Raw genomic sequence first — 26,438 nt, 5'->3', positions numbered from 1 at the left:
GACGGGTTCGGTCAGAAGAGGCTCGCCAGGCGCTTGCCGACGGCCCATGCTTCATCGACGGTGCAGGCGGCCGGGTCGGTGTCGTGCTCTGCTGCGGCTTCGGCGAGTTGGCTGGTGGAGAGAGGGGCGAGTGCGGCCCCAGCCGAATGAACCGTGGCCAAGGCCGGCCAGGGCAAGGAGCGGGAAGGGGTACGGCCGCCTCACTCTCGCGATGCGCGGACACGGAGTCCGGTCATGGCCGACCAGCACAAACCCCTCACCAACACCCGACTGCGTACCGTGCGCGGGCTCGACCTACTGTGCGCGGGCTCGACGTCCAAACGCGCTGCTCAATTCCCCGATCTGTGATGTCTGATGACGGTTGGCAGGTCGCTTCACGGCATGCCGGGACCGGGTCGCGTTGACGTGGCAGCCCCCGGACGGCGCCCCGAGCAGCCCCTCCCACGCCGACGGCTCCGGCCGCGCCGGGGTTGACAGATCCACGAATACCTAAAATGCTAACGCTGTTAGATTTTCTAACGGCGTTAGGGTTTTTCGTGGGGAAGCGGGAAGAGGTACGTCGGCAAACGTTCGCCGAGATCCTGGAGGCAGCGGGCCGGATGGCCGAGGCCGAGGGCTGGCGGGCCGTGACCATCCGGAAGGTCGCTGCCGAGATCGGCTACAGCGCGCCGGTGATCTACCAGCACTTTCCGAGCAAGGAGGCCCTCCTGCACACGCTGCTGGAGCGGGCCAACGGCGAGTTGGCGCAACGGATGCGAGCCGCGGTGGCCGATGAGCCGGCGTCGCGGGGCCCGCACCTGGCGGCAGCCGCGTACCTGGAGTTCGCCAGGTCACAGCCGGGCCTGTACCAGCTCGTGTCGGGGGCGCCGGGCACGGACGTCGATGCCTCCGCCCGCCGCACCGCCGCCGCCGACGTGATCGCCTTCACCAGGCAGTTGATCGGCGCGTGGGCGGCCGAGACCGCAGCCGAACCTGTCAGCGTCGAGGACGCCTGCGACCTGTTGTGGGGCACGCTGCACGGCCTCGCGGGCATCGGGTCGATCGAGGACGTCGGCTTCGACCGCACTCTTCGCCTGGCCGACCAAGCGGTGAGCGCACTGCTCGGCTACTGGTCAGCCCCGACCGCGACACCCCGAAGCCCCGAGCAGACCGCCAAGGGAGAGAAATGATCTACCACCACAACCGCTTCACCTTCAAGGCGACCGCCACCGCCGAGCAGCGCGAGGCAGCACTCGCCAGCCTGCGCAATCAGGGCGAGTCGATCGACGCGGTCACACGTTACGTAGTCGGCAGGGACATCGGCGGCGAGTTCGAGTACGGTGCCGTCTTCGTTCTCCAGGATCTCGACGGCTACTGGGAGTACCTGATGGCCCCCTCCCACGCCCACACCGACCGCATCGGCCTGCCGCTGCTGGAGTCCTTCGTCTCCTACGACACCACCGACAGCGACGACCCCGACATCGCCCGCAAGATCACCGACCTGCACACGCGGCGCTATGCCGGCGACCCGGCTCTCACCGAGCTGGTGGCCAACCTCCCTTCCTACACCGGCAGCGGCGCACCGACCCCCGCCAACCCAGGCAGCGCATACCAGCCCACCGAGCCCCTCAGCCCGTGAGCGTCAGCCGAACAGCCAACACCCGCACCCGCACCCGCACCCGCACCCGCACCCGGAATCGTCTCGAAGAGCACCCGTCACGTGTCGGGCTGCGATGAGCGGCGGAACCGCCGAGGTACGCGAACCCGTGGCACCGGGCTGGGAGGGCGCCCACTGCGGAGCCCCCGCCGCCTCGGCGGGGTCGGGCTCCTCGGCATCCGACCAAGATTAGCCTGGTCCCCCACCGGGCTGCCGGGCTGCGCGAGTACGCCGCCCGGCTGCCGTGCCTGGGGCCGCCGGGGGTGCGGTCAGTTCAGGCGGAGTTCGTAGATCGAGTATCCGTAGGGGGTGCCGCGTTCGATGCCCTGCATCCTGACGTAGCGGGCGCTGGTCGGGGGAAAGTGCAAGTCGTCAGCGTCGGGGGAGGTTCGGTTGCGCCGGCTCGCAACGGTGGTCCAGTGCGTACCGTTCGTGGAAACCTCAAGGTCGTAGTCCTTCGCGAAGGCGGCCTCCCACACCACGGTCGCCTCGGTGACGGTCTGTACGGATCCCAGGTCGACCTGCAGCCACTGGTCGTCGCTGCGACCGCTCGACCAGCGCGTGGTGCCGTTGTTGTCGAAGGCACGGTCGGCGGTGAGGCCGGCGGTCTCGTCGGACGAGGACGTGGCCGGCCTGCCTGCGGCCAGATCGCCGGCGCCCCACACCTCCAGCTCGTGGAGCGAGTATCCGTATGCCGTGCCGCGTGTGATGCCTTGCATCCTGACGTGGCGGGCGTCGACGGCCGGGAAGGAGAGTTTCTCCGTCGTCGGCCCGGTGAGGCCGCGGCGGCGGGCCACGGTGGTCCAGTCGGTGCCGTTGACGGAGACCTGGAGGTCGTAGTCCTTGGCGTAGGCGGCCTCCCAGATGAGCGTGGCCGAGGCGATCCTGCGGACCGAACCGAGGTCCACCGTCAGGGAGGCGTCGTCGGTGCGGGCGCTGGACCAGCGGGTCTCTGTGATGCCGTCGGTGGCGTTGGATGCCTGGAAGCGCAGGGACTCCACAGAGGAGGCCGTGGTGGTGCGCCCGCGAGCCAGGTCCGCGCTCACGCTGTTGGAGCCGAGGGTGTCGGGCAGGAAACTGGTGCCGGGGCCCTGGCCGACGCCGCGCACCGTGTTCAAGAACGCCTGGTAGTCGGTACCGGCCTTGGTACCCGACCACATCTTCTGGGCAAGGGCGGCCATGCTCTTCTCCACCATGCCGTGCACTTCGATCTCGGTGTACGGGGTGTGCACCAGGTCGTTCCAGACGGCCGGCATGGCTCCCAGCAAGTGCGGCTGCTGGGGGGTGAGGCACTTGCCGCGCGGGAAGACGTGCGGCTCCCACGATTCGAAGATCTGCCGGCCGTCGAGGCCGTAACCGTGGTCGTTGCTCGCGTGCGGGATGACGTACAGCAAGTCGTCGTTGGAGTTGATGACGTCGTAGCCGTCGTCGATGGCCTGCTGGGGACCGTACCAGCCGTTGTTCCAACTGTTGACGGTCAGATCGGGGTCGTAGCCCGCGCCGCCGCCGGACATCATGTTGAAGCTGCCCCATACGTGGACCTTCTTGCCAAGGCTGCGCACGTAGGTAGCGATGGTGTTGATGTACGTCTTGTACTGGTCGACGAGCTTGCCCTCGTACTCGTCGGCGCCGATGTGGAGACTGGGGCCGCGGAACCAGGGGGCGAACTCGGAGTAGACCGACTTCATGAAGGTGGTGGCGGCCGGATTGCCCAGATCGAGGTGATCGGAGTTGCCGCCCCTGAGTCCGATGTCCGGCCGGAACTTAGTGAACGCCGCCGCGTGGGCGGGTGCGTCGATTTCCGGAATCAGCGTGACACCGGCGGCTGCGGCGGTGTCCTCGAAAGAGTCCCAGTCGGCCTTGGTGTAGGACCCGTCCGGGGCAGCCAGACCGGCGAAGGCCGGGTTGTCCGTCCGAAGGCGGAACGCGGACTGTGCCTTCGACCAGTCACCGCCGGGCGCGCCGATCTCGTTGTCGTTGAGGTGGATCTGGAGAGTGTTGAGCTTTTGATAGCCCATCCAGCGGATGTAGGAGCGCAAGAACTCCGGTGTGAAGTACCGGCGCCCGACGTCCAGCATGAATCCGCGCACGGCGTAGTTCGGGTAGTCGACCGCTGTCCCCACGGGCACGCTGCGCCGGTCGGGCGAGCTCACCAGGGCCTGCAGGAGGGTGTGGGCGCCATTGACGGCACCCGGTTGACCGCCTGCCGTAATGGTCACCCGCCCCGCGTTGACGTCGAGCCGGTACGCCTCCTGCTTGAGCTGGGGCAGCACGTTGCCGAAGTGCGCGGACGGGTCGATCCTCAGTGTGACGTCACCCGGTTCAGGCGCTCCGGTGGCCGTCTCCAGCCGAAGAGCCACCAACTCCTCGGTGTCTAGACCTAGTTGGTGTGCTGTCTGCTTGAGCTGGACCGAGGCGTCCGGCGGGGTGACGATGCGGCTTCTCGCGGTCAGGGCGACCCTCCCCGTACCGGCGCTCCACTGCTGGGGCGCGGGTACGACGGCGGGAGCGATATTGAGCGGGGCGGAGTGGGCGCCGTCGGCGGCCGCAGCCGACGGTGCGGGAAGTATCGGGGCCGTGCCGACGGCCAGCAGACAGCCGAGCGCCATGCCGGCCAGGAGGGTGCGTTTCACGGGAGTCCTCGCGGTAGGGGGTGGCATGTCCGGACCCTCGACCGTGACGATCGGAGGGACTGGAGTTGGGCAGGCGACACCGGGGCGGAAGACGGCCCGCCAGCACCAAGTGGTCTAAACCACTGGCTAATTCTTAACACGGCCGTGTTACGAAGGGAACCTCCATAAGGCGCGGGTTCTCGACCCAACTGGAGGGGGCCCTCTGACCAGTTGACCTGACCAATCCGCCGCATCCGTACGCGGGCCACGATGGCGCCCGGCAGGCCACTGCACCTGCCGACCGGGCGGGGGTACACCTGGATGCCCCCTTCCCCACGCTTACGGCGAGGTACGTCCGGACACGGCGACCACCACGCCACCGGTCGCCGCGTGGAGCCCGCCGCGGCGTCGGTACGTCAGCCAGATGCCCACCACCACGAGGGCGCTCGCCGGCCAGGTCGTGATGCTCAGCGGCCCCGCGAGCAGCGGGTCGACGAGCTCGCCCGAGACGTGGCGGGTCAGCGGCAGTGCGAACTCGTTGAGCGAAACGTGCGCCGCCACGGCCGCCCACACCGACCCGGTTGCCAGCCGCACGGTCGCGATCACCGTTCCGAACAGCATCGCGGTCACCACCGCGACCGGTATCCCCAGCACCACCGGATGACCGGGGTAGCTCCCGCCGAGCGCGGTCATCGGAACGTGCCACGCCCCCCAGATCGCCCCGCCGAGCAGCAGTCCGCGGAACCTGCCGCGCGCCACCAGCCGAGGCAGCATGTAGCCCTGCCAGCCGAGTTCCTCGCCGAAGTACAGCGGTACGGACACCAGCGCGCTCAGCACGAGTGGCGCGACCGTGCCGGGCCCGGGCAGGTGCGCGGGGACGTACCAGCCGGCGAGGGTGGAGAGGGCCAGGCCGGCGGCGGTGAGGCCGAGCGGGATCGTGAGCGCCGCGGCCACGCAGCGCAGTTCGTGCCGCCACGGTGTGGACCGCAGGAGGCCCAGGACACGTACGGCCTCGCGCGCGCCCCGCCGGTGTGCCGTGAGGCCGAAGGCGGTCAGGGCCGGCACCACCATCATCAGGAGCATGCAGACTGCCGCGAGTGGCGGCGTCTCCTGCTCGGCGCTCGTGCGGCGCAGGCCGTCGAGCCACAGGGGGACCATGGTCAGCCACGCGCCGACGAAGCTGATCACGAGGAAGGGGAAGAGCCCGGGGCTCGTACGTTCTGGGGAGTTCGCTCGTTTCATGGCGGCGACGCTACGAACCGACGGGTGACCGGGGCGATCGTGTGCGCTCCCTTGCGCATGGTGTAGCTGGCTCCACTGTGGCCGGAGGCCCGCAGAGGAAGACTGGGTCCGTGATGGACCTGTCAATGGCGCGTACGCACGCGCTGCGCTCCGCCCGGGCCGCCGGATACTGCGCCACCGCGTCCGCCCGCGGCCTGGCCCTGGTCATACTGGTACCCGTACTCCTGTACTCGGCCGTGCTCTGCCTCGTCGGCGTGGGCCTGCTCGTCCTGCCGCTCGAACTCCGGCTGCTGCGCCGCCTGGCCGACGCCGAGCGCGCCCGCCTGGGCCGCTGGGCGGCGACACCCCCAGCGCCAGCCGGGCCGCACGCGCGAAGCACCCTGGTGGCCGTGCTGTCGGACCCGGCAACCCGCCACGACCTGCGCTGGGCACCCTGCATGGCGGTCGCCGGCACCCTGCTCGGGCTCATCGGCACGGCGCTCTTCCTTTTCCCCGCCGCCGTGCTCGTCCTCGTCGCACTGTGGTGGGTGTTCCCCGCGGACGAGCCGATCAAGGTGATGATGAACATCCCGATCGACGGCTGGGGATCCGCGTTGTACGTCGGCGTGCCCCAGCTCCTCCTCAGCCTGCTGCTCGCCCTCCTCGGCCCGCCCCTGATCGCCCGGCTGGTGGCGGCATCCAGCCGGCGGCTGCTCACCGCCTCGGCCGCCGTGGTCCTCGCCGAACGCGTGGCGGCCCTGGACCGTACGCGCACCGGGGCGATCAAGGCGCACGGCGACGAGCTGCGTCGCATCGAACGCGACCTGCACGACGGCACCCAGGCCCGCCTGGTCTCCCTCGCCATGCAACTCGGCCTCGCCGAACGGACCCTCGGCTCCAATCCCGAGGCCGTGGGCCCGCTGCTGACCCGGGCGCGAGAAGGCGCCGAGGAGGCGATGGCCGAACTGCGTGACCTCCTGCGGTCCGTCTACCCGCCGGTGCTCGCCGACCGGGGCCTGGCCGGGGCGCTCTCGGCCGTCGTCGCCCGCTGCCCGGTACCCGCCACCGCCCACCTCGGCGAACTGGACGACATACCGGCGCAGGTCGAGGTCGCCGTGTACTTCGCCATCACCGAGGCCCTCACCAACACGGCCAAGCACAGCCAGGCCCGCACCGCATCGGTCACCCTGGCCAAGGCCGGTGACACGCTCCGCGCGGAAGTCACCGACGACGGCCGGGGCGGGGCGGCCGAGGGCCGCGGCACCGGACTGCGCGGCATGCGCCGGCGCATCGAGGCGGTCGACGGCGTACTGCGGGTGCAGAGCCCTCCCGGCGGCCCCACCGTCATCACCGTGGAGTGCCCGTGCGCATCCTGATCGCCGAGGACAACGCCCTCCTCGCCCAAGGTCTTTCCGCGCTGCTGGAGGCCCTGGGGAACGAGGTCCTCGCCATCACCGAGGACGCCGACTCCTTCGTGACGGCCGCGCTCACCGACCGTCCGGACGTGGCCGTGGTCGACGTCCGCCTCCCCCCGTCCTTCACCGACGAAGGCATCAGAGCCGCACTCCGCGCCCGGGAACACCTCCCCGGACTCCCCGTCCTCGTGCTCTCCCAGTACGTCGAGGACACCTACGCACGCGAGCTCGTCGCCGACGGCACCGGCGTCGGCTACCTCCTCAAGGACCGGGTCGCCCGCGTCGACGACTTCCTCGACGCCCTCCACCGGGTGGCGGCGGGCGGCACCGCACTCGACCCCGAAGTGGTCCGCCAACTCCTCGCGGCGAGCGCGGACCCGCTGGCGCGGCTGACCGAACGCGAACGCGAGGTACTCGCGATGATGGCCCAGGGATACGGCAACACCGAGATCGCCGACCGGCTCGTCGTCACCGAGCGGGCCGTGCACAAGCACGTCGGCAACATCTTCATGAAGCTGGAACTGCCCCCCGAGGACAGCGGCCACCGGCGTGTCCTCGCGGTCCTCACCTACCTCGGCGCCCCGCAGAGACCCGCCTCGCCGCCGCTTCCCGCAGAGGGCGCGCGGCACGCGGCACGGGCCGAGCCGGACACTGCGTCACGGACCGGTCCAGCGCGGCTGTCCACGCGCACCGCGCCATGGTCATTGCCGGGACTGTCCCGCAGGCGGCCCGGCCCCCGGGACAGAGACTGGTGACCGAAGTACGGTCCCGAACCCGCGCTCCCCCGCTGCTCCTCCCGTACGGCCCCGCACTCCAGGACGACATCCTCACGAAGGGAGCCCTCCCAGTACCTGTATCACCAGGAACTCCCAGCCGCACGAAACGCCTGTCAACCTGGTTGAGCCGAGGAAGCACCCCGGAGTGCGTGACCGTCTCGGCGAATTCCGTCACGCCGGACTACAGAAGGGATGGTGGCCAATGACGATCAGTCAATTCACCACTCACACAGGGCTTTTCGATCTGAGCGGGAAGCACGCACTGGTCACTGGTGGCACCAAGGGCATCGGGATGATGATCGCGCGCGGCCTTCTCCAGGCGGGCGCCCGCGTCACCATCAGCTCGCGCAACGCGGACACGTGCGCGGAGGCACAGCATCTGCTGTCAGAATTCGGCGACGTCGAAGCAATCCCCGCCGATCTGTCCAGGCACGACGAATGCCAACGCCTCGCTGATCTCGTCCAAGCCGACTCGGAACGCCTGGACATCCTCGTCAACAACGCGGGAGCGATGTGGCGCGAGCCGCTGGCCACATTCCCGGACGAGGCTTGGGACTCAGTGATCGACCTCAACCTCAAGTCGCCGTTCTGGCTGGTGCAAGCGCTGCTTCCCGCACTTCGCAGAGCGGGCACCGCCGACGATCCCGCGCGGATCATCAACATCGGCAGCATCGCCGCCATCCATGTCGCCCAGTCGCCCAACTACTCGTACGCCAGCAGCAAGGCTGCACTCCATCAGCTCACCAGAGTGCTTGCCAGGGAGCTGGGCCCACAGCACGTCACGGTGAACGCGGTGGCACCGGGGGTGTTCCCGTCGCAGATGATGACGTCCACGCTCGAGGCGATCGGCGACACGATCGCGGCGGCGACCCCTCTGCGCCGGATCGGCCGCGACGACGACATGGCGGGCATCGCCGTGTTTCTCGCCAGCCGGGCCGGCTCCTACCTCACGGGCACCATCATCCCGGTAGACGGCGGCATCGCGACGACCGCGTCGGGCACGCCATAGACTGCGGGCCGAGCTCACGGTGAGAGGAGGGCCATGATGGATCTACGCACCGAGATCCGGGAGTTCCTCAGCTCGCGCCGCGCCCGCATCGCACCCGAGCAGGCCGGTCTGCCCGCTTTCGGCGGCAACCGTCGAGTCAAAGGTCTGCGCCGTGAAGAGGTGGCGCTACTGGCGGGGGTGTCGGTCGACTACTACGTGCGCATGGAGCGCGGCAGCCTCGCCGGTGCCTCCGATGGCGTACTCGACGCATTGGCCTCTGCCCTGCAACTCGACGAGGCCGAACGCGACCACCTGTTCCAGCTCTCGCGCCAGTCCAGGACGCCCGGCGGCCCACGTCGGCGCAGGCGTGCCGTGCCGCTGCGCCCGGCACTGCGGCAGGTGCTCGACGCCATCTCCGGTGCGCCCGCCGTCATCGGTAACGGCCGTTATGACGTGCTCGCCATGAACCAGCTCGCTCGCGCGCTGTACGCACCGATGCTGGCCGACCCGCGAAGGCCCGCCAACACAGCACGGTTCGTCTATCTGCACCCCGAGGCGGCCAGAGACTTCTTCGTCGACTACGACCGCATCGCCATGGACACGGCCGCAAAGCTACGCATGGAAGCCGGCCGCAATCCGCATGATGAGGATCTGATCGCCCTGGTCGGCGAACTCTCCACGTGCAGTGAGCTGTTCCGGCACCGGTGGGCGTCTCGGGACGTACGGTTGCACCGGTCCGGACGCAAACGGCTGCACCATCCGATCGTGGGCCAGCTCGACTTGGACGTCGAGTCCCTGGAACTGCCCGCCGAACCCGGCCTGATCCTCAACGTCTACACCGCGTCGGCAGACACACCGACCGCTGAGAAGTTGGCGCTCTTGGCGTCCTGGACAGCCACCCAGCAGACGCTGGCAACCGAGCTCGAAGCGAACAACGGATAGTCCACGCGCACCCCGACCGGCGTGCTGACGCATTTCGAGCTCTCAGAGGTCAGCCGGTCTGGGGCAGCTCGCTTCAGGGCGACACCTTCCTGTGGACTGTGGCTGGCAGCAGCCCGCAGGAGCCGTCGAGTTCACCTCTGAGCTGATGTCCGGGGCTACGGTCAGGGCAGCAGAAACCGCAGGCCGCGACGCCCCCGGCGAGCGCCGCGAGGGCCTGCTCGCGGGTGATGAGGTCGACCCGCTCCTCGGCCATCGTGCAGCCCCCGACGTGCACGTCGTGTGGGGCCGAGCCGCGGGCGGTGCGCTGGTAGGCGATCACCCAGTCCGGCGGCGGTGGGGGCGGACAGCGGGCAACCTCCTCGGCGGCGCGCTGCCGTCTCTGCTCAATCCAGCGCTGTGTCCGGGCGAGGTCGGCTCGCTGCACGCGCTCCAGGAACAGGAGCGCGGCAAGGAGGGGCGACGGATCTTCGGATGCACGTTCGAGTCTGGTTGAGCGTGGGAGACCGGCCGCGACGCCCGGTCTCTTCTGGGTAAAGAGGGGGCATGCTCCGTCTTGGCTACACCGGGAGGGCCGCGATGGCCGCCGCCCACGGGTACCCGTCCAAGTCACCATGCCGAGGGCGGTGCGGGGTGAACCCGCCGTCGCCCAGCAGCACAATGACACCCTCCTCGCGCAGGGTAGAGACGTGCCGGGCGATGGCCGGGTGCGCACCCTGCGCGTTGTTCCAGTGGGGCAGGGCAACGATCGGCAGGCCGAGCCCGATCCCCTCAGTGATGAGCCCGAGCGCGAGGGTGTCACTGACGGCCATCGCCCACTTGGCCAGGGTGTTGGAGGTCAGCGGGGCCACGAGCAGCGCGTCCGGTGGCGGCAGCACATCGTCCTGACTCGGCAGCTTGTACTGATGGCGTACCGGGTGCCCCGTAAGCGCTTCAAGGGCCTCGATCTGGATCTCACCCTCGGAGTCTTCGGCGGCCCATCGATACGCGGAGGGCGTGAGGATCACGCATACGTCCCATCCGGCCTGCTGCGCAGCACGGATGGGGGTTTCGAGACGCCGTACGGGCGGAGCCGCGCAGGCGATCAGATACAGAGTGCGGTTCTTCACCGGGACAGTCCACAGCGATCAACGAGCAGACGCAAGCGGCTCTCGGCGGTACCCACGCCGAGAAGGCGCAGATCCTCGACAAGTGCCTTTGTCCGGGGTCGGCACCGCACCTCCTCCGGCGCGAGTTCATCGGCCTCCAGGAGGGTATCGACGGCCCGCTCCCGCAGCCCGGCCTGCGTCTCGCCGATCGCTCGGTCGGTGAGTAGGTGGGCTCGGCGCTCGCGCGGAAGATCGTTGAAGGCGGCGGCGGGGATGTCCCCGGCGACGGCGTCCGCGCCTTCGGACAGGTAGATATGGGAGGCGACCCGGTAGAGGTTGCAGTTGGTCGGGCCGAATGCGGTCCAAAGCCGGTTCTGGTCGCCGCCGAGCCGCTCGGCGTGCTCGTCAGCCTCGTCGAGATAGTCGGGCACGCGGCGGGCGTAGCGAGCCGGATCGCGGTCCTCGGCTTCGCTCGCTGCGGCGGCTGCCATCGCTGCTTTGAGGTAGAGCATGCCGAGCACGCTGAATCCGTCGGGCCCGCTGCGGAGCAGGTCCGGCTCCAGGCGGCGCGCGGCGCTGAGCACGAACTCGGCAGCGGCTGCCGCCCGGCCGTGATTGGTCATCGCGTCACCGAGATGCCGCGCGGCACTGGCCATGATGACCGGGTTCCCAGACCGCTCAGCAGCGGTGACCGCACGGTGTCCGGCAATGACGGCCAACTCTGAGTCGCCCCATTTGATGGCTGCGGCCTCGGTGAGTTCCAGGGCGAGGGAGAGCACTTCATACGCGGCGAGCCGGTCGGCGCCCTCGTAACGTTGGGCAGCGCGGGTGGTGTCCACCAAGAGCACGGGGATCTCGGTTCCAAGCTGCGCGAAGTGGCCGGCCTGGAAGCCGGTGCGGGCATGGGCGAGCCTCCGAGAGAGCGCGGCGACGGGGAGCGGGTCGGTTGAGGAATCGTCACAGGACCCGGTAAGCACGTCGTGACGCTGAAGCGCGGCGCGCACAGCATCGATCTCGCTCTCGTCGACGCACTCGGCGTCCAGAGCATCAGCCATGAGTCGTTCCGCAGTGATATTGAGGCGCAGGGCCGCGAGCTGGATCACGGACCACTGGGGGTCGGCCTGGCGACGCCCGGCCTCAAGTTCCTCGACCCAGCGCAAGCTTTTGCCCATGAGGCGGGCGAACTCGGCACGTGGGATGCGTCGGCGGGTGCGCCAGTAGTTGACACGACGGCCGAACTGGGAGCTGTCCATGGCGTGCTCCGGAAGCAGGTGAAGAACCCACACACATCGTGTGGTCTGCTTTCGGTATACCGCCCGTACGGTCTGGTCATGGCCGAACCCAAGAACTCTGCCCAAACGGGATCCACAGACCCCGCACAGCTGGCGACCGAGGTGACCGCGCCGTGACGGACCAGACCGCGGCCATCACCGACTGGCTCGCGTCCGCGCACCCAGCACCCCCGGCGGCCCGCGGGGAGTGGATGATGAGTGGCCTGGCGATACTGCCGACCGGCCGGGCCTTCGACACCGTCCGCATCTCCGCCGCCATCGTCCACGCCGCCGCACAGAGCGGCGACTCGGACACGGTCGCCGCGTACCTGGACCACATGATGGACGGGCCCGTCATCCACGACGCCTACAACTCAGGCGTCTGGTACTACGCCCTCGTCCCCCTCGGCACCTGTACCCACCACAACACCCCGGACGCGCAGTTGCTCACCCCCGAGACGACGTGGCTGGGTGTCCCCGCTGTGCACCGCACGGCCCGCCCGGGTGCGTACTGGATCTGCCCGCCGCGCCGTCGGGAGGACTTCTGCGTCCCGGCCGGGGTCGACGGGGTCATCCGCCTCGGCCGCCGCCGCGCCGCCGAGCCCGGGGGCGTCGCTGCTACGGTCCGGCCCGACCTGGCCAGGATCACGCACGAGTGCCGCAGCCTCCTCGACGGAACCCCGGCCCGCGCCGACACCCTCACGCTGGACGACGCGACGGCACGGACACTGCGCTACCGCGGCCACCTCATGATGCTGCTGCCCGCCCTCCAGGACACCGAGGCACACCTGCCCGTGGACGACCCGTCACGCAGCCGCGTCCTCCTCGGCGTCACCGAAGCCCACCGCCAACTCGCCCTCGACAGCAAGTCGGAGCACCTCTCGACGCAGTACGCCCACGCGCATCGCCTCGCCAGATGCTGCCTCGACACGGTGCAGCTGCTGCGGGCCCTCGATGCGCCGGCGGCGGCGCGCTGACCGCCCGGTGCACGGCGGGTGCTGGCGTCAATTAGTTGAGGAGCTGGTACGCGGTGAAGTGCGCCTGGCGAAGGCGGAGATGTCGCAGAAGGACAGGCATTCCGGCAGGGGCGGACGACTTGAGCGCTGGTGCGCCGGACCTCACGCCCGGGCAACCGGCGTTCACTCCCGCCCCTCACGTACGCGAATCCCCCAGGGCCCCGCATCACCCCCCGCGCCGTTCCGGCACCCCGAACTCCGCCCGCTCCTCGGCCGTGAGCGGGCGGCGCAGCCGGGCGCGGGCCTCGCCGGTGAGGGCGGACAGGTCGCGGGCGGCGTCCCAGACGCGCAGGGTGAGGTCGTGCGAGACCGACGCGACCGCGCGACCGTCGGGCGACCAGGCCACCGCCGTCACGGGCGCGGCGTGGGTACCGATCACATCGGCCTCGGCGTCCTCCGCCGGTGACCAGGAGCGGACGGTGCAGTCGTTGGACCCGGTGACCACCCGGGTGCCGTCCGGGGACCAGGCCAGATCGCGGACGAAGTCGTCGTGGCCGCCCAGGACACGGATGAGGGAGCCCGTGCGGGTGTCCCACAGCCGGGCGGTGCGGTCCCGCGAGACGCTGGCAAGCACGGTGGGGTCCGGGGACCAGCGAATATGGGTGACCGTGTCGGTGTGTCCGCGCAGCACGTGCAGGAGTCGTCCGCTCGCCGCCTCCCACAGGCCGACGGTGTGGTCCCATGCCATGGTCGCCACCAGTGCCCCGTCCGGTGACCACGCCACCTCGAACACCGTCTTCTCGTGGTGGCGCAGCACCCGCACCGGTTCGCCGGTCTGCGCGTCCCAGATCCGGGCCGTACGGTCGTGGGAGCCGGTGACCAGATGCCGCGCGTCCGGCGACCAGGCGAGCGTGGCGACGATGCCGTCGTGGCCGCGCAGCACCCGCGCCGCACCGGCGCCGTCGGGCTGCCACAGCCGGGCCGTGCCGTCGGAGGACGAGGTGGCGACGAGGCGCCCGTCGGGCGACCAGCGCGAGCGCCACACATAGTCCTCGTGGCCCGTCAGGACGACCGGCGCGGCGGAGCCGTCGAGCGGCCAGATGCGGGCGGTCCGGTCGTGGCCTGCGCTGGCGAGACGGCGGCCGTCGGGCGACCAGCTGGCCTCCCACACGGGCAGTTCGTGTCCCTCCAGGACGCGCGCCACCGCGCCGTTCGCGGCGTCGGTGACCCTCACCGTCCCGTCGTCCGAGGCGGTGGCGACCAGCGCACCGCGCGGCGCCCAGGACACATCCCGCACCAGCGCCTCATGTCCACTCATGACCCACCGCTCGGTGCCGTTGCGTACGTCCCAGATCCGGGCGACGGAGTCCTGGCAGCCGGTCACGAGCCGGTCACCGCGCGGGGACCAGGCGACGCTCCACACCAAGTCGCGGTGCCCGGCGAGGACTTGGAGCGGAGCCATCGAGCCCGCGTCCCACAGCCGCGCGGTGTAGTCGGAGGAGGCGGTGGCCAGCCGTCGGCCGTCCGGGGACCAGGCCACGTCCCAGACCGTGTCGGTGTGGGCGGGCACCGCCAGCAGGAGCGCACCGTCGTCGGCGGCCCAGACGCGCAGCGTACGGTCGTCGGAAACGCTGGCGAGCCGGTCGCCGCCCGGCGACCACGCCACCGAGGTGACGGCCGAGCGGTGCCCGGTCAGGACGCGGGCGCCCCGGGTCCGGTCCGCGGGCCAGATCCGCACGGTCCCGTCGGCACCCGCGGACGCGAGGCGCCCGTCGGCCGACCAGACCACGCGGCGCACGTTGCCCTGGTGCCCCGTCAGCACGTGCAGGCACGCTCCGGTGTCCGCGTCCCACACCCGTACCGTCGCGTCGGCCGACCCCGAGGCCAGCAGCCCGCCGTCCGGAGACCAGGCGAGGGCGTCGATACGGTCGGTGTGGCCGGACAGCACACGCAGCGGGGCACCCGTTTCGGTCTCCCACAGCCGCAGGACCAGATCGCGCCCGCCCGAGCAGAGCCGCCCGCCGTCGGGCGACCAGCACACGGCGTCAACGGCATCCGCGTGCCCGGTCAGCACCCGCACAGCGGACCCGTCGTCCGCGCTCCACATGCGTACGGTGCGGTCGTGTGCGGCCGTGGCGATGAGGCGGCCGTCCGGTGACCAGGCCGTCTGGCGGACCATGTAGGCGTGGCCGCGCAGCACCTGCCCGAGCCGGAACGCGTCGAGCCCGGACACCAGCGCCCGGCGGGCCCGCGCGGTCGGCGCGTACTCCTCCACCGCCGTCAGCGCCAGCAGCAGCCCGAGCTCCGGGTCGCGGCGTTGGCGGTCGAGCGCCTGCTGGGCCAGGGCGTCGGCCCGGCGCCGGGCGCTCTCGCCGTCCGCCGCTCGGGCGGCCTCCAGGAAGGCGCGGGTGTCGGCGTCCGCGCCGAGCTGCCCGTCCTGCGCCAGCCACTGCTCCACCGTGCGCAGCCGCTCCTCGCGGACGAGATAGGCGGGCTCGCGCCCGGACCGGATCCAGTCCTGGACGAGGGCGCCCAGCTCCGCCAGCCGCTCCAGGAACACCGCCCGCGCGGCGATCTCGTCGGCCAGCGGGCGCCAGTGGACGAGCAGGGCCTCGTGCGAGAGGGTCACCACCTGGCCGTCCCCGTCGTCCGAGGTGGTCAGCAGACGGGCCGTCACAAACGCTTCCACGACGGCCCGTTCGATGGCGTCGAGTTCGTCACGGCGCACGGGGCGCCGGGCGGGCGCGCCCTCGCTGAGGGTGACGAAGCGCAGCAGGGTGGGCAGCGCTCGTTCCCGCTGTTCCGGGCCGAGGCCGGCGAGTGCCTGGTCGGCGTGGGCCGACAGGGCGCCGTGGACCCCGCCCGACTCCTCGTAGGCCCGGGTCCGCACGAGGCCGTCGCGCTCGGCGCGCCGGGCGAGCCCGGCAAGGGTGAAGGCGAGCAGCGGGAGTGCCTCTCCGCTGCCGGTGTCGGCCACGATCCGGGCGACGAGGCCGGGCTCGAAGGAGAGCCCGGCCCGGGCCGCCGGCCCCTCCACCACTTCGGCCAGCGCGTCAGTGCGCAGCGGCGCCACGAGCACGGGGTCCTGGAACAGCGCACCGTAGGGCTGTGCGAGGAGCGCCGCCATGAAGTCGAGCCGCGTCACGAACACCAGACACAGCCCGGGATCGACGGCCTGCGCCCCGCTGAGCACGGCGAGGAAGGAGGCCGTGGACCGCTCCTCGGCCAGGGTCAGCAGCTCCTCCGCCTGGTCGACGACGAGGAGGACCCGGGCGGGACGGCCCGTCTCGCGGCTGCGGACGCGGTCCAGCGCGCGCACCAGTTCGGCGGACCCCTGGGGACCGGCCAGCGCGGTGGCGAGCGTGTGCGGGTCGCTGTCCGGCAGCAGCTGTCCGAGGGCGAGCGCGAGCCCGTGCAGCGGTGAGCGGCCCGGGGTGAGGACGGACGGGGCGATCCACTGCCGGGTGCTCTTGAGCCGGGGCAGCAGACCGGCGCGCACCAGTGACGACTTGCCGACGCCGGAGGCTCCGGCGACCGCCAGCACCCGCGCGGCGGGGGCGTCGCCGAACGCGGCCACCTTGGCGGCGAGGCGGTCGATGTCGGCGGTGCGGCCGAAGAACACCGCGGCTTCGTCCGTGTCGAAGGACCGGAGGCCGGGGTAAGGGATGCGGTCGGTGGACCATACGGGACGCGAGGGCGGGGCACCGTCCAGCAGCGAGGCGGCGAACTGGGCGGCGACCGCCAGGACGACCGCCCCCACCAGGATGCCCAGGGCCCACCGCTGCACCCAGGCGACGGCGGTCGGCGGGTGGCCGGCGTCACCGGTGAGGAAGTTGGCCGCCAGACCCGCCACCACGCCGATCAGCAGCAGCGCCACCTGTAGCCCCGCAGCGACGAACCGACGCACCTCGCCCCCACCCCCTCGAACGGTGCGGCCCGTCCGTCCGGGCGTCGCCCCTCATCTCCCGTAAGGCTAGGGGTACTTCGCGCGCGGCGCGGCGAACGGCCGGTGCCAGGAGGACACTTTTACCAGGCGCTGATGCCATGTCCCGGGCCGAATCCGCCAGGCACTCCGGCAGTGGTCGAATCGGACCGGCCCGGGGAGATGCGCCAGACCTCACTGCACCGATCACGCGAGCGATGCGCGCACTCCGTGTCCTCCCCCGGCACGCCCAAAGCGGCGATTGGCCACCGAACACGCCGAAATCGCGGCCGGGCCGCAGGAGTTACACGTAAGGCCGCCCCCAAGACCCGCGCGATGGACCCCGCCGTCCGGGTCCGAGGGCGGCCGGGGCGCCGGGTGGCGGGCGGCCACCGCGACCCATGTTCTCCCGTGCAACCGCGACTCCGGCACACCGACGGGTCGGTATTGTCGCGGCCATGCCGAGTGCCGACGAGCTGCCGCTGAACGAGCTCGGCGACGAGCAGCTCCCCAAGCTCCCGTGTGCGATCGCCTCGGGCGCTACCAGGGCTGGGGGCTGACGGTGCGTCGACCGACGGGACCGGTGGACGAGGTCACCCGGGGTTCCTTCCCCGGCCGGCACTTGTGCGGAGCATCGCGCATGGCCCGATTCCCCCACTTCTCAGGAGCCGTGATTCCGGCCCGAACTCATCGCAGGCCGGAGGCGTCCTCGTCGCGGGGAGGGCGGCCGACGAACGCCTCCCGCCCCGCTACGGGTTCGGGCCCGGCCCAGTTGGCTCAGCTGAAGACGACGGAGCGGAGCTTCAGCCGCTCGCTGCCGCGGCCGACGAGCGGGCGCAGCGTGAAGTAGTCGCCGTCGCAGTCGGGTCCGGTGAAGACCGTGGCCGTCGAGGTGGTGCGGTTGCGCGGGGAGTGCGCAGGCTCACTGGCGGCGGGGTCGGCGACCTCGGACAGGGTGATGCACTCACGGCTGTCGGGGTCGAGCAGGATGCGGACGTGGGGCTTGCCGTCCAAGCCGACGTAGGAGTACTGGAACTCGCCCACGGCGGCGGAGGCCGAGGACGGGATGGCCAGCAGGAGGGTGAAGGCGCCGAAGGCGGCGAGGGAAGCACGGCGAAGCAGCATGGGACGTCTCCTCAAGAAGCGGTAGACCTACGGCAGTCACCCTTCCGGCTTCCTTCTGGCCCGGTCACTCCCCGCCACACGCTGAACCGATTTTCCTCACCCGAACGGATCACACGCCCTCGGCGGGCCGTTTACGACCTCCATAGGGAAGTTCACCGACGGCCACCGGAAGCCGTGGAAGCCGTCGACTCGAACCGGCCACAGGCCACAGACCCGCGCTACCGCGAGGTCTGCCGGACCAGGGCAGGGGCGGCACAGCGGCAGGCCGAAGCCGGCGAACGCAAGGGCCAGGACGTGGTCAGGGCACTCGGGGGCACCCACCCCGAGGGATCAGCCGATGCCGCGTTCCTTGAGCGCCTTCGTGAAGGCGCCCGCCTCGTACAGCGCGTCATCGGGTCCGAGGGGCCTGCCGTCCAGGAGGACCGTGGGCGTGCCGCGTGCGCCCGACGTCTCGAATGCCTTCTCGGCGCGGGCGGACCAGTCGGCGTGGGCGCCGGAGCCGACCGCCTTGTCGAAGGCGGCGCCGCGCAGCCCGGGCACCTGGTCGGCGACCGTCAGCAGGAAGGCGGGCGTGAAGCCGTCGACCGACTCCTTGGGCTGGGAGGCGTAGAGGGCCGCGTGGAACTGCGGGAACTTGCCCGCGTCGACGGAGGCGCGCAGGGCCCGGGCGGCGTTGGCCGAGCCGCTGCCGCCGAGGTTCGCGTCGAGGAACGAGGCGATGGTGTACTCGATCTTGATCTTGCCGTCGGCCGTGAGCTCGGCGAGCTTCGGGCCTGCCGCGGTCTCGAACTTGGCGCAGTACGGGCAGCGCGGGTCCTCCAGCACCTTCACCGTGTGCGGAGCGGAGTCCTTGCCGACGACCAGCGAGACCCCGTCGGCGCCGAGCTTGGCGGGCAGGGTGGCGAGCGTCGCCATCGCCTGCCCGGCGCGCGCGGTCGGGCCGACCGTGGAGACGGTCGGCGCGGGCTCGGCCTTTTCCCCGCTCCCGGAGGAGCAGGCAGCAGCGCCGGTGCACAGCAGCACGGCCAGTGCCCCCAGGGTGGTGCGGCGTCGGGTGGAACGGTTCAGCACGGGGACGGACTTCCTTGAGCAGACGTAGAGGGAACGTGGAGAGGGAGAGGCGGGCCGACCGCGTGGGCGTGCGCCCGTGGCGCGCGCCCCGGGTGGTCAGAGCCAGCGGCCCCAGACGAAGGTGACCAGATACGCCCGGCGGACAGACTCCCAGGTGAAGCCGGCCAGACACTGCGCGCCGAGGACGACGAGGAAGATCGCGGCGAAGGCACCCGCGACGAGCAGCCCGTAGAGCGGTGCGACGAAGGCTCCGACGAGAGCCGACAGGATGATGGCGGCGGCCAGTCCGAAGTGCGCGTCGGGCAGGTCGGCGCGCAGGGCCTCCCGCTCGGCGGCTTCGTCGGCGGCGGCGCGTGCGTGGGGGTCGTGCCCGTCGCCGGGTCCGGTCCCGAAGTTGGGGTCGTGGCTCACTTGGTACCGCCCGTGCTGGTGCCGGGGCGGCCGAGCAGCGCCGTGACGGCCTTGGTGTCGGGGGCGCTCGTCATGATCCGGATCTCCTGGCCGTCCAGGGTCCGGTAGAGCAGGTCGGTGTTCCCGGCCCGCCAGCTGTTCGCCGTCTGCGCGATCCGGCCCGCCGGGACCGGCACGGCAGAGCGCATCGGGCGGACGAAGAGGACCTGGCCGCCGTCCGGGGCCGCGGTCAGCTTTCCGTAGACCGACCGCCGGCTGCCCGTCCCCTGCTTCCAGGTGATGCGGCAGGGGATCTCCACGCGGTTTCCGTCCCGCAGCTGGGCGGACCGCTCGGCTGCCCGGCGGCGTCGCACGGACATCACGACCCGCGTCGTGGCACCCGCCACCGCGAGGATCAGAAGCATCTCGATGATGGTCGACATTTTCCTTTTCCGTATCCGCTTTCGTGTCGGCTTCCGTGTCCGCGGATTCCGCGTCCGGCAATTCTGTCTGCGCTTTTCCGCGCCGCCGCTCCGGGAGTGGAGCGGTGGCGCGGCAGGTGGGCGCCGGAATGCATCCGACGCCCACCGGGACCCACCCTAGAAGAGGTTCCGCACGTGGTTCACGATCGTGCTTCCCCACTGGCTTCTGGGTACGCCGTACAACAAGGGCGACGATCCGGACCGGCTGCTGAGCGCGGAGACCGCCGGGGACTTCGCGCCCTTGAGCAGTCCGCCCACCAGGCCGCGGCCGAACAGTGTTCCGCTGATGATGCCCTTGGCTTCCGCCTTGCCCGTGCGCAGCAGGAACTGGGTTCCGCCCTTTCTGCGCTCGTCGTCCGAGGCGACCGCCATGTGGGCGCCGAGGCCCGCGGTGAACAGGGCCGCGGCGCCGACGATGAACAGACCGCCACCGCAGACGACCGAGGCGACGCAGGCCGCGGTACCCGCGGCCGCGACCGCGCCGATGGCCACGTCGACCACCTTGTGCTTCCAGTCACTCTTGAAGGAGTCGACCTTGTGCGAAATCGCGTCGGACGCCTTCTTCGCTCCGCTGGAGACCGAGTCCCCGGCCTTGCGGATCCGGTTGCCCGCCGCCTTGACCTGCTTGGCCACGTATTTGCGCGTGGCGTGATAGGCCCGCTTGATTGTAGGCCAGACCTTGGTCTTCACCCACCGCTTGGTGGACTTCCAGATCTTGGTCGCCTTCTGCTTGACGCTCCGGACGATCTTCTGGAGCTTTTTCGGTACGTACTTGTGGTAGACCTTCTTGACCTGCTTGACGACCGGGGCGACGACTTTCTGCTTCACCCAGTTCGTGGCCTTGTGGGTGACCGTCGCCACCTTCTTCTTGGCCTTCTTCCACACGCTTTCGCCCCACCAGGTCCCGTCCGGGTCCGAGATCGTCGCGGGCGCGCTGTTGGCGTACTGGTACGCGTTGAGCTGCTGCGGACTGGTCGGGTCCAGGACCGGGTCGACCGAGATGAACCGGCCGAGCTGCGGGTCGTAGGGGCGGGCGCCGAGCTGGGTGAGCCCGGTGGTCCGGTCGAGCGTGCCGCCCACGAACCCCTTGTTCCCGGTCCACGGCGCGGACTGCTTGAGCCGCTCGTTGCCGAACTCGTCCAGGGTGCGCCGCGTCACGTCCAGGCCGACCGAGCCGATCTGGGTGACGTTGGTGCCGTGGTGGTCGTTGATGAGGTAGCTGACCGGGGTCGTGCCGTCGTCGGCGGCGGTGCGTACGGCGACCTGCTCGTCGCCGTGGGTGTAGTAGCGCGTGCCGCGCAGCGACTTCTTCGCCGGGTCCCAGGTGAACTGCTCGTCGCCCAGGTTGAGGGTGACGCCCTGCGGGCCGCGGGTGATGAGCTGCTTGCCCTCGGCGTCGTAGAGGTAGCTGCTGGTGTTGCCCTCGGTGTCGGCGGCGACGAGGTCGCCGCTGGCGTCCCACTTCAGCGACTGGCCCTTGGGCAGCTCCGGGAGGGTGCGCTTGACGGTGTTGCCGGACTCGTCGTAGTCGAAGGACGACTCGCCCGTCATGCCGCCGGTCGTGGTGACCTTGCGCACGGCGTGCGGCTGGGCGGTGCCCGGCGCGTTGTAGGTGTAGGTGTCCTTGATGTCCTTGGCGGTGTTCCCCGTGGTGTCGTGGGTGGTCCGCGAGGTGCGGTTGCCCATCACGTCGTAGGTGTAGGAGTGCCAGTACGGGGCGAGCCCCGCCAGGTCCTCGGCCTTGGGCGCGGAGTCCGCGGCACAGCCGGACTTCGGCGTCCAGGAGTCCGTGGTACGGCCGAGGTAGTCGTAGCGGAAGCACTGGTTGTCGGTGCCCAGCGCGTTGTTGTCCTGCTTGGAGTTGATCCCCAGGACGTTGCCCATCGGGTCGTAGACGTAGGAGCGGTCGTCGGTGTTGGCCCCGCCCGTGACTTCGCGGTCCACGACCGAGCGCTCCAGGCGCCGGGTGGCCTCGTCATAGGTGGTGGTCACGCCGACGCGCGCGCCGGCGGTGCCGTGCACCAGCTGCGTGGCCTCGCCGAACGGCGAGTAGCTGCTCTCCTGGACGTAGCGCACCCCGCCGCCCGTGGTCGCGGCCGGCACGCCGTCCGCGGTGTAGGTGTGGGTGACGCGCTCGGCCTTCAGGCCGCCCTTGGCCTCGTACTGCTCCCAGGCGATCTGGCCGGTGGTGGTGTAGCCGAACTTGACGTTGTACGTGCCCGCCAGGCCCGTCTCCTCGGCCGGGACGGTGACCGTCATACCCGTGGGCTGGTAGTCGTCGGTGTAGCCGTCGATGGCCTCGGTGTAGGCGCGGCCGTCCTGGTAGCGGGTGGAGGAGCTCAGATATCCCTTGGCCAGGGAGTCGTAGGACCAGGAGGCGAGCTTGGTGCCGTCGGTGCCGCCCTCGTACTCGGCGGTCTTGCGGCCCGCGATGTCGTACTCGTACGACGTCTTCTTGCCCCGCGCGTCCGTGGTGGAGGTGAGGTGGCCCTGGTCGTCGTAGGCCATGGACTGGGTGCCGGAGTCGGGGTCGGTGACCTTGGTCCGGTTGCCCGCGACGTCGTAGGTGTTGGTCCAGGTGTTGCCCGCCGCGTCGGTGATGGTGGCGAGGTCGCCCTCGGGGGTGTAGGTGTACTTCGTGGTGTCGAAGGTGCCCGGCCCGGTGGTGGTGCGGTGCTGGCGCTGCTCCACCACGTGCCCGCGGACGTCGACGACCGTGGTGGTGGGCGTGCCGCCCCTGGGCGGGACGGTGGTGGTGACGTTGCCCGCGTACGTCGTGGTGGTGCGCCACTTCTCGTCGCCGAGGGAGTAGAACACCGACGCCGTGGGCCGGCCGGCGCCGTCGTAGACGTAGCCGGTGGCGCGCTGGAGCTCGTTGTCGTTGGGCTTGAGCAGGTCGCCGGTGACGGCCTGGTCGTTGTAGTAGGGACCGTTGTGGGCGATCTCCAGGCCGCGTGAGTCGAAGACGCTGTCCTCGTTGACCCGGCCGCCGCCGACCGCGGGAACCTGGGTCTGGCGCTCGCGCAGCAGGGCGTCGTAGATCACGTTGGAGGCGGCGTAGTTGCCGTCGTCCTTCAGCGTCTCCGTGGTCACCACGGAGGGCTTGGTCTGCGACATCTCGTAGCGGTAGCGCACCGAGGGCGTCTGGGTGTCCTTGGTGCGTCCCGGTGCCCAGACGGCGAGGGTGCGGCCGAGCGCGTCGTAGTCCGCGTCGGTGCGCCGCCCGTTGGGGTCGGTCTGCGCCAGCGGCAGGTCGCGCGTCGGGTTGATCTCCAGGGTGGTGACGTTGCCCAGGACGTCGGTCTCGGTCGTCTTGACCGGGTTGGCGCCGGTGGCCGGGACGTACTCGGTCCGGCTGGTCCTGCCGCTCGCGTCGACCTCGGTCAGCGGACGCCCGTAGGTGTCGTACGTGGTCTTGGACGCGCTCTTGTACTGCGCCTTGCCGTCGGCGTAGTCCTTGAGGCCCTTGACCTCGGTGACGTTGCCCTTGTCGTCGTAGGAGGTGACGGTGTCGGTCACCACGTCCCCGGGCCGCTGCACGGTGGCCGCGCAGGACACCGAGACGGTCTCGGCGCGCTCGGGGTCCTCGAACATCCACTTGTCCGCGTTCTCCGCGTACGTGGTGCGCGTGCAGAGGTTGTCGGAGTCGGTGGACAGGTCACCGGCGTCGTCGACCTCGACGGCTTCGCCGTGGTCGTTGTACGTGGTGGTCTTGCGGGTGCGGATCCACTGCTCGCCCTCGCCCAGGGTGCGGGTGCGGGTCTCGGCGGTGGCGGTCATCCACGCGGTGAGCGGGGCAAGACCGGTGCGCGGGCGGGACGCGGTCGCGCCGCGCAGCCACGGGTCGGACGCCTCGGCGCCGAGCAGCTTGCCGCCCTCGCCGTCGTAGCTGAGCGTCTCGCGGACGGTGCCGGCGAGTGCGTCGGCGTCGGTGATCTCGCGGCCCTCGGAGTCGGCGACCTTCACCGAGCGGGTTCCGGAGGCGGCCTTGTCGCCGTCCATGCCGCGGAAGAAGACGGCCTCGGTCTGGGTCCGCCCGGCCTGGCCCTTGGTGCCCAGCAGGGTGCGCACCTTGCCGTAGCCGCGCCACTGGCTCCAGGTGCGGTGCTCGGGCTTGGCCATCTCACTGTCGTCGAAGTGCCAGGCGGGGGCGCCCAGATACTCGTAGGAGCTCTCCTTGGCGGCGGCGCCGCCGGTGGTGTCGCTCTCGACGACGCGGGTGACCACGTACTTGTGGAACCAGTCGACGGTCGGCTTCTCGGCGCCGTCCTTGGCCCAGAACACCGGGTAGCAGCGCTTGGCGTTGGTCGCGGGCTCGGGCAGCGAGGAGGGGGTGCACTCGGGGGCCGAGTAGGTGGCGCCGATGACGCCGCCGGCTTCGGTCTTGATGGACGCCACGCGCCAGCGGACCATGGGCGCCAGGCCCTCCAGGCCGTCGACGCGGTTGGCCAGCTGCTCGCCGGTGAAGGTGACCGGCGGCAGGGTGACGGGAGTGCCGTCCTTGCCGGTGCGGGTGATGGACTTCAGCCACAGCGGCGGCGGCATGCCGTCGCCGGTCTCGGGGAAGCTCTGCTCCAGCTTGTAGGAGTCGACGTCCTTGAGGGCGCCGCCGACGAGGACACGGGTGGTGATGTCGGTCAGGCGCTTGCGGCTGAAGAAGGTCGGCGACTTCTGCGTGGTGCACTTGGCGCCGTCCGCGCAGATCTGGTCGAACGGGGTGTCCGGCCAGTTCTTCGCGGTGGTCTTCGTCAGCTTGGCCGGGTCGCAGTCCACACCGGCGCCGGGCACACACCGCTCGGCGGTGGTGAAGGCGACTTCGGCGGGCGGCTTCGCGGTGAACAGCTCGTCGGACTTCTGCCCGTAGCGGATGGCGTTGAGGTGGCCGCCGCGCACGTAGGAGGTACCGGTGTCGCCGTTGTTCTTGCCGTAGTTGTTCCGCTCGGCGGTGTACCAGTACGTCGAGGTGTTGCCCTGCGGGTCGACGACGTAGTCCAGGTTCCAGCGCCAGCCCTGGGTCTTGAAGGAGTTCGCGAACGCCGTGGCGTAGCCGGGCTCGCCCTTGTTGTTGCCGGCGACGGGGACGGTCCAGGCGGAGTTGGTCTCCTCCTTGCCCGTGCCCCAGCCGGGCAGGCGGTTCAGGCCGAAGAAGTACTGGGTGCCGTCGGTCGCGGTGACCTTCCAGTGCTCTCCCTCGTCGGTGCCGTTGCTGGCGCCGCTCAGGCGCTCGACCTTCTCGCCGGCGTCCTTGGTGGGCCGGTAGACACCGGTCTTCTCGTCCTTCACCAGCTGTGAGGAGGAGCCGCCCAGGGAGAGCGTGACGATGTCGGGGCCCCAGCACAGGTCGCCGGTCTTGGCGGTGTTGTTGGCGCCGCCTCCCATGTCCTGCGAGCAGGACTTGTAGGAGCGCTCGACGTAGCCGGTGGAGTAGTCCCAGCCGTCGCCGATCCAGGACGACTGGTTGTTGGTGGCCGAGGTACGGCCGTCCAGCGCCTGGGAGTTGTAGGAGAGCGCGACGGTGGGGCCTTCGCCTGCCGGGGATTCCGGCGTCTCGACCGGGTACGAGTAGGTGAAGGCACCCGAGGATCCGCCCTCGGCCCATGCCTGCGAGGCGGAGAGCGAGGAGGCGCTGAAGCTGCCGCCGTCGCCGGCTGCCTGGGCGGCCAGGGCGTAGGTGGCCGGGGCCGCGCCGAAGGCCGCGAGGGGCACGTCGGCGCTGAGTGTGCGCAGCTTGGGGTTGTTCTTCACCCCGGTGAGCGGGACGGCCGGGCCGCCGTTCTTGCCGTCGCCCATGCGGAACAGGGTGAGCCGGGAGGCCCAGTCCCCTCCGTATGCCTGAGCAAAGGCGGAATAGTCCATTTCGACCCGTATGGACCCGCCTGCCGTCTTGCCGTCCTTGCGCTCAAGGCGAACGAGCAGGCCGTCCACGCCGGCCTGCTGGGCCGCCGTGCGGTCGAGGAGGGAGATGCCGACCTTGCCGGGGGCGGGGTCGAGGGCAGGGGCCGAGGCGGCACTGCGCGCGGCGGCCTTCAGCGGGGCCGGGGCCTCGGTGCGGCCCACCTTCACCGGGAGCGTTCCGGCCTGCTTGAGGCCCTGGGCCGCGGCGCGTCCGGCGGCCGGGGCGCCCGCGCCCAGGGAGCGCAGGGCGGGCGCGGCGGGTGCGTCGGAGAGGTCGACCTCGGCGGTGCCCGCGGCGGGCCAAGTCGCCTTGGCGGGACGGTAGTCCCGGCCCCTCATCGGGTCGCCGCCCGGTGTTTTCACCGCTACCGGGGTGCCGGAGACCGACTTCTCCTGCTGGGTCTTGCGGAGGTGGAAGTCGAGCAGTGCGCGCTCGGCGGCCAGTGCGGGCCAGCTGCCGAGGAGGGGGGCGAGCAGCGCGGTCAGCAACACGCCCGCCAGGAGTCTCACATGGCTCCGGGACCGAGGTCTCCGGGCCCTACGAAGGCACCCAAAACCGGCATACCTATTTGAAGATATCAAAACGAACTTCCCGCTCAAAAGCATTGAATGCATGACGGCATGACTGGGACGCCACATGACCTGTCGGTC

The 26,438-nt window shown here is 70.8% G+C and carries 19 protein-coding genes; 7 read left to right on the top strand and 12 right to left on the bottom strand.

What is annotated here, in order from left to right; translation table 11 throughout:
• Positions 1-11: 11 nt before the first annotated feature.
• Positions 12-161: a hypothetical protein gene (locus tag AB5J87_RS36415; protein ID WP_369383039.1), complete on the bottom strand. Its 150-nt coding sequence runs from the start codon at positions 159-161 to the stop codon at positions 12-14.
• Between the two features lie 375 nt (positions 162-536).
• Between AB5J87_RS36415 and AB5J87_RS36410 the strand changes: the two genes are divergently transcribed.
• Entirely contained in the window at positions 537-1,169 is a 633-nt protein-coding gene (locus AB5J87_RS36410) for a TetR/AcrR family transcriptional regulator (protein WP_369383038.1), read from the top strand.
• Positions 1,166-1,618 (top strand): Dabb family protein, encoded by a 453-nt coding sequence (locus tag AB5J87_RS36405; RefSeq protein ID WP_369383037.1) that lies wholly within the window; start codon positions 1,166-1,168, stop codon positions 1,616-1,618. The genes AB5J87_RS36410 and AB5J87_RS36405 overlap by 4 nt, the downstream gene beginning before the upstream one ends.
• 287 nt (positions 1,619-1,905) lie before the next feature.
• On the opposite strand, the gene AB5J87_RS36400 is transcribed toward AB5J87_RS36405, so the two are convergent.
• Positions 1,906-4,269, bottom strand: coding sequence for a discoidin domain-containing protein (locus AB5J87_RS36400; protein ID WP_369383036.1), 2,364 nt, complete (start codon positions 4,267-4,269; stop codon positions 1,906-1,908).
• A gap of 318 nt (positions 4,270-4,587) precedes the next feature.
• On the bottom strand, positions 4,588-5,490 hold the full coding sequence (locus tag AB5J87_RS36395) for a lysostaphin resistance A-like protein (RefSeq protein WP_369383035.1): 903 nt from the start codon (positions 5,488-5,490) through the stop codon (positions 4,588-4,590).
• 113 nt (positions 5,491-5,603) lie between these two features.
• Here AB5J87_RS36395 and AB5J87_RS36390 point away from each other — a divergent pair, with 113 nt between their 5' ends.
• From AB5J87_RS36390 to AB5J87_RS36375, 4 genes are all read left to right on the top strand, one after another.
• Positions 5,604-6,845, top strand: a complete 1,242-nt coding sequence (locus tag AB5J87_RS36390; RefSeq protein ID WP_369383761.1) for a histidine kinase — start codon at positions 5,604-5,606, stop codon at positions 6,843-6,845.
• Positions 6,833-7,639 (top strand): LuxR C-terminal-related transcriptional regulator, encoded by an 807-nt coding sequence (locus AB5J87_RS36385; RefSeq protein WP_369383034.1) that lies wholly within the window; start codon positions 6,833-6,835, stop codon positions 7,637-7,639. The genes AB5J87_RS36390 and AB5J87_RS36385 overlap by 13 nt, the downstream gene beginning before the upstream one ends.
• A 223-nt stretch (positions 7,640-7,862) precedes the next feature.
• A complete protein-coding gene (locus tag AB5J87_RS36380) occupies positions 7,863-8,669 on the top strand; it encodes an SDR family oxidoreductase (RefSeq protein ID WP_369383033.1) in 807 nt (268 codons plus the stop codon).
• A gap of 36 nt (positions 8,670-8,705) precedes the next feature.
• Entirely contained in the window at positions 8,706-9,590 is an 885-nt protein-coding gene (locus AB5J87_RS36375) for a helix-turn-helix transcriptional regulator (protein WP_369383032.1), read from the top strand.
• 73 nt (positions 9,591-9,663) lie between these two features.
• Here AB5J87_RS36375 and AB5J87_RS36370 read toward each other — a convergent pair whose 3' ends face one another.
• The 3 genes from AB5J87_RS36370 to AB5J87_RS36360 all read right to left on the bottom strand — a co-directional run bounded on the left by AB5J87_RS36370 (position 9,664) and on the right by AB5J87_RS36360 (position 11,928).
• Complete coding sequence (locus AB5J87_RS36370) at positions 9,664-10,014, bottom strand: DUF6233 domain-containing protein (protein ID WP_369383031.1); 351 nt, start codon at positions 10,012-10,014, stop codon at positions 9,664-9,666.
• A 133-nt stretch (positions 10,015-10,147) separates the two neighbouring features.
• Positions 10,148-10,696 (bottom strand): flavoprotein, encoded by a 549-nt coding sequence (locus AB5J87_RS36365; RefSeq protein WP_369383030.1) that lies wholly within the window; start codon positions 10,694-10,696, stop codon positions 10,148-10,150.
• A complete protein-coding gene (locus AB5J87_RS36360; protein WP_369383029.1) occupies positions 10,693-11,928 on the bottom strand; it encodes a helix-turn-helix domain-containing protein in 1,236 nt (411 codons plus the stop codon). The genes AB5J87_RS36365 and AB5J87_RS36360 overlap by 4 nt, the downstream gene beginning before the upstream one ends.
• A gap of 152 nt (positions 11,929-12,080) precedes the next feature.
• Between AB5J87_RS36360 and AB5J87_RS36355 the strand changes: the two genes are divergently transcribed.
• A complete protein-coding gene (locus AB5J87_RS36355; RefSeq protein WP_369383028.1) occupies positions 12,081-12,923 on the top strand; it encodes a DUF6415 family natural product biosynthesis protein in 843 nt (280 codons plus the stop codon).
• Positions 12,924-13,128: 205 nt separating this feature from the next.
• On the opposite strand, the gene AB5J87_RS36350 is transcribed toward AB5J87_RS36355, so the two are convergent.
• The 6 genes from AB5J87_RS36350 to AB5J87_RS36325 form a co-directional block, all read right to left on the bottom strand.
• Complete coding sequence (locus AB5J87_RS36350) at positions 13,129-16,809, bottom strand: hypothetical protein (RefSeq protein ID WP_369383027.1); 3,681 nt, start codon at positions 16,807-16,809, stop codon at positions 13,129-13,131.
• A gap of 792 nt (positions 16,810-17,601) precedes the next feature.
• Entirely contained in the window at positions 17,602-17,949 is a 348-nt protein-coding gene (locus AB5J87_RS36345) for a hypothetical protein (protein ID WP_369383026.1), read from the bottom strand.
• Positions 17,950-18,279: 330 nt separating this feature from the next.
• Entirely contained in the window at positions 18,280-19,020 is a 741-nt protein-coding gene (locus tag AB5J87_RS36340) for a DsbA family protein (protein WP_369383025.1), read from the bottom strand.
• 96 nt (positions 19,021-19,116) lie between these two features.
• Complete coding sequence (locus AB5J87_RS36335) at positions 19,117-19,431, bottom strand: hypothetical protein (protein WP_369383024.1); 315 nt, start codon at positions 19,429-19,431, stop codon at positions 19,117-19,119.
• Positions 19,428-19,853 (bottom strand): hypothetical protein, encoded by a 426-nt coding sequence (locus tag AB5J87_RS36330; protein ID WP_369383023.1) that lies wholly within the window; start codon positions 19,851-19,853, stop codon positions 19,428-19,430. Before AB5J87_RS36330 ends, AB5J87_RS36335 begins: the two co-directional genes overlap by 4 nt.
• 156 nt (positions 19,854-20,009) lie before the next feature.
• Complete coding sequence (locus tag AB5J87_RS36325; protein WP_369383022.1) at positions 20,010-26,297, bottom strand: RHS repeat domain-containing protein; 6,288 nt, start codon at positions 26,295-26,297, stop codon at positions 20,010-20,012.
• Positions 26,298-26,438 lie beyond the last annotated feature (141 nt).

The organism is Streptomyces sp. cg36, assembly GCF_041080675.1.
In the GTDB taxonomy this organism is placed as follows: domain Bacteria; phylum Actinomycetota; class Actinomycetes; order Streptomycetales; family Streptomycetaceae; genus Streptomyces.
The sequence above is the reverse complement of the archived record's forward strand: the minus strand, read 5'-3'. Positions and strand labels throughout refer to the sequence as shown.